Below are 4,115 nucleotides of genomic sequence, written 5' to 3' on the forward strand. Positions count from 1 at the left end.
CCCGGTGGGGTTGTTCGGGGTCGTCACGAAGATGACGTCGGGGCTGTGGCGGGCTATCTCGGCGACCGCGACCTCGGTGTCGATGCTAAGGTCCGCGGTCCGCTGGACCCCGATGAATTCGGTGTCGGTCCCGCTACACAGGATCGGGTGCATCGAATAGCTCGGGACGAAACCCATGGCTTTTCGCCCCGGGCCACCGAACGCCTGCAGCAGCTGCTGTAGCACCTCGTTCGATCCGTTGGCCGCCCACACCATGTCGGCACCGACCTGCACGCCGGTCTGCTTAGAAAAGTACTTGGCGAGAGCCTCGCGCAGCGCAGCGGCGTCTCGGTCCGGGTAGCGGTTGAGGTCGGATGCGGCCTTCGCCGTGGCCTCGGCGATCGCCTCGACCAGCGCGTCCGACGGCGGGTAGGGGTTCTCGTTGACGTTGAGCCGCGCGGGCGCGCCCTCCTGGGGCGCACCGTACGGGTTCTTGCCGCGCAGGTTGTCGCGCAGCGGAAGGTCTTCCAACCGTGCCATCTATTCCACCCCCGCGTCGAGGTTCTCGAAGCGCGCGCGGATCGCTTCGCCGTGTGCGGGCAGGGCCTCAGCGTCGGCGAGGGCGATCACGGTGTCGGAGACGTCCTTGAGCGCCGCCTCGTCGTAGTCGATCATGTACACATTGCGCAGGAACGTGTACACCGAGAGCCCCGAGGAGTGCCGGGCGCTTCCCGAGGTCGGCAGCACGTGATTGGAGCCGGCGGCATAGTCGCCGAGGGGCACCGGGGAGAATGCGCCGACGAAGATCGCGCCCGCGTTGCGGACCCGGGCGGCGACGTCACGAGAGTTGCGGGTCTGCACCTCGAGGTGCTCGGCTGCGTAGGCATCGACGACGCGGAGGCCTGCATCGAGGTCGTCGACGAGCACGATCCCTGACTGCTTTCCCTCGAGCGCCTCGGCGACGCGCTCGGCGTTGAGGGTGCGCGTGTAGCGTGTGGCAATCTCGCGATCGACCGCGTCGGCGAGCTCCGGCGAATCGGTGACCAGCACCGACGCCGCCATCGGATCATGTTCGGCCTGGCTGATCAGGTCGTAGGCCACCTGCACCGGGTTCGCGGAGTCGTCGGCGAGGACCGCGATCTCTGTGGGCCCGGCCTCCGAATCGATACCGACCTCCGAGCGCACGAGCCGCTTGGCTGCGGTGACGAACACGTTGCCGGGGCCGGTGATCATGTCCACCGGTTCGAGCGCCACTCCCCCGTCAACGTCCTCCGGCGAGCCGTAGGCCATGAGCGCCACGGCCTGCGCACCTCCGACGGCCCATACCTCGTCCACGCCGAGCAGGGCGCAGGCGGCGAGGATCGTCGGGTGGGGCCAGCCGCCGAACTCGGCCTGCGGCGGGCTCGACACGACCAGCGAGGACACTCCCGCCTCCTGCGCGGGCACGACGTTCATGAGCACCGACGACGGGTACACCGCGCGCCCGCCGGGGACGTAAAGCCCGACGCGCTCCACGGGAACCCACCGCTCGGTCACGGTGCCGCCGGGCGCGACCTCGGTGACCTTGCCCTGCGGGTGCTGCGCGGCGTGGCCGCGGCGATTGCGTTCGATCGCTTCCGCAAGCGCGTCCGCGACTTTCGGGTCGAGGCCGGACAGGGCCTCGTCTATGACGGCGGACGGTACGCGCACGCTTGTCGGCCGAACCTTGTCGAAGCGCTCACCTGCGTCCAGCGCGGCGCTCGCGCCTTCACGCGCGACAGCGTCGACAACGGGTTGCACCGACGCGGCCGCTGAAGCTACGTCGACCTCGCCGCGCGGCAGGGTGCGCCGCAGCTCCGCGGTGCTCAGCGTCGTGCCTCGCAGGTCAAGATAATTGAGCACGAAAATCCTCTCCACCGGGTGTCCAGGTGTCCGCCGGGCGGAAACCCGCGGGCAATACTTAGAAGTCTAGGCCGAGGTCGACGGCTCGTACCGAATGGGTGAGCGCGCCGACGGCAAGATAGTCGACGCCCGTAGAGGCGTAGTCCCGCGCGGAGTCCAGGCTGAGCCCGCCGGAGGATTCGAGGAGCGTCGCGGGGCGGCGGGAGTTGCGCCGCTGGACCGCGATCTGCGTCTGCCACACCGGGAAATTGTCGAGCAGCACCAAGTCCACGCCCGCAGCGAGCATCTCGTCGAGCTGCTCGAGCGAATCGACCTCCACCTCGCAGGGCAGCTGCGGGAACTGCGCGCGGACGGCGTCGAGCGCGGCGGTGATGCCGCCGGCCGCGGCCACATGGTTGTCCTTGATGAGCACGGCGTCGCCGAGGCCCATCCTGTGATTCGCTCCGCCACCCGCACGCACCGCGTACTTCTGCAGCTCCCGCAGCCCTGGCAGGGTCTTGCGGGAATCGCGGATACGCACGTCGTAGCCTTCGACCTCGTCGACCCAGCGCGCAGTCTCGGTGGCGATGCCGGTGAGGTGGCAGACGAGGTTGAGGAAGGTGCGTTCGGCGGTGAGTATCGAGCGGGTGAGCCCTTCCATCGTCGCGACGACCTGGCCCGGCTCGATCCGCTCGCCGTCGGCGACGTGAGCGGTGACATTGGCGCTGCCCGGGTCGACCTCGTCGAGCACGGAGTGCACCGCGTCGATCCCGGCGAGCACGCCGTATTCGCGAGCCACGAGCCGCGCCGTGGTGCGCGAGTCCGCGGGGACGGTGGCGATCGACGTGGCGTCCGGTCCGTGTGCCAGGTCCTCGTCCAGCGCGACCCGCAGGGCGGCGCGGAGAGCGCGGTGCCCGGCGTCATCCAGACCTGAGGTGAACGCCGCGGAGCGCTCCCCCACGAACGAGTTCCCGGTCCGCGCGCGCGGCGCGGTCACTCTCCCGACCCGGGGTTGCCGATGGCGATCATCCGCTCGACCGAGCCGCGCGCCGCTTCCGCGGTGACCGGGTCGACGTGGACGGCGTCGGCACCGTCGGTGAGGCAACGCAGCAGCGCGGCCGGGGTGATCATCTTCATGTACGGGCACGAGGCATTCTCGTTGACGGCGAGGAAGTCGATCTCCGGGGCTGCCTTGCGCAGTTGGTGGATCATCCCGATCTCGGTGGCCACGAGGACCTCGCTGGAGCCGGAGGCCCGGGCGGCGTCGACCATTCCGCCGGTGGAGAGGATCTTGACCTTGTCCTCTTCGACCGCGCCTTCCCCGGCGAGGTAGAGGGCGCTGGTCGCGCAGCCGCACTCGGGGTGCACGAACAGTTCGGCGCCGGGATGCGATTCGGCCTGGTCGCTGAGCTGCTTACCGTTGATACCGGCGTGGACGTGGCACTCGCCGGCCCACACGAACATGTTTTCCCGGCCGGTCTCGCGACGCACGTGGGCGCCGAGGAACTGGTCGGGTAGGAACAGCACCTCGCGATCGGGATCGATGGAGTTGACGACGTCGACGGCATTGGAGGAGGTGCAGCAGACGTCGGTGAGTGCCTTCACAGCGGCGGTTGTGTTGACGTAGCTCACTACAACCGCGCCGGGGTGTTCGGAGCGCCAGTCGCGCAGCTGCTCGTCGGTGATCGAATCGGCCAATGAGCAGCCGGCCTCGGCGTCCGGGATGAGCACGGTCTTGTCCGGCGACAGGATCTTCGCGGTTTCGGCCATGAAGTGCACGCCGCAGAACACGATCGTCTCGGTGTCCGCCGAGGCCGCGATACGCGACAGCGCGAGCGAGTCGCCGACGTGGTGGGCGATGTCCTGGATCGGGCCCACCTGGTAGTTGTGCGCCAGGATCGTAGCGTCTCGCTCCTCCGCGAGGCGGCGTATTTCCTGAGCCCAATGCTCGTCCGGTGTTACCCCGTCCCAACCGTGCGCGGTGCGGGTGACCTTTTCGCGCAGGTCGGAGCTCAATATGGTGGTGGCGGATGCGCTCGCGCTCGTCATTATCGTCAACGTTCCTTTGCATCGAAGCGGCCCCGGGCCACTCAAATGGTCAGCTTCGTACCGTGCCGGGCAGGCGCATCGATACGACTGGAAGCCCTATTATCGCAGGTCTCTACCGAATGCCATGTACGTGGCCACGAACCACACGGTGAGGGCGCCTCCCACGGCCCACGCGGCCATCGCGACATATTCGACGACCTGTGTGCTCTGGCCTGCGGTCATGACCT

General features: G+C 68.6%; 4 protein-coding genes. All 4 read right to left on the reverse strand.

Going from position 1 to position 4,115, the window contains the following annotated elements:
- Positions 1–519: aminotransferase class I/II-fold pyridoxal phosphate-dependent enzyme (locus tag K8V11_RS04740; RefSeq protein WP_303911282.1), on the reverse strand; the 519-nt coding region annotated here is incomplete at its 3' end.
- Entirely contained in the window at positions 520–1,860 is a 1,341-nt protein-coding gene (gene hisD / locus K8V11_RS04745; protein ID WP_303911285.1) for a histidinol dehydrogenase, read from the reverse strand.
- Positions 1,861–1,918: 58 nt separating this feature from the next.
- Positions 1,919–2,767, reverse strand: coding sequence for a carboxylating nicotinate-nucleotide diphosphorylase (gene nadC, locus K8V11_RS04750; RefSeq protein WP_303911287.1), 849 nt, complete (start codon positions 2,765–2,767; stop codon positions 1,919–1,921).
- A gap of 65 nt (positions 2,768–2,832) precedes the next feature.
- Complete coding sequence (gene nadA / locus K8V11_RS04755; protein ID WP_303911286.1) at positions 2,833–3,888, reverse strand: quinolinate synthase NadA; 1,056 nt, start codon at positions 3,886–3,888, stop codon at positions 2,833–2,835.
- Positions 3,889–4,115: the final 227 nt, after the last annotated feature.

Source organism: Dietzia timorensis (assembly GCF_020742175.1).
In the GTDB taxonomy this organism is placed as follows: Bacteria; Actinomycetota; Actinomycetes; order Mycobacteriales; family Mycobacteriaceae; genus Dietzia; species Dietzia timorensis_A.

What these genes read in the sequence shown, in the direction of transcription:
- nadA (WP_303911286.1), bottom strand. Translation starts at nt 3,888, where the DNA reads ATGACGAGCGCGAGCGCATCCGCCACCACCATATTGAGCTCCGACCTG.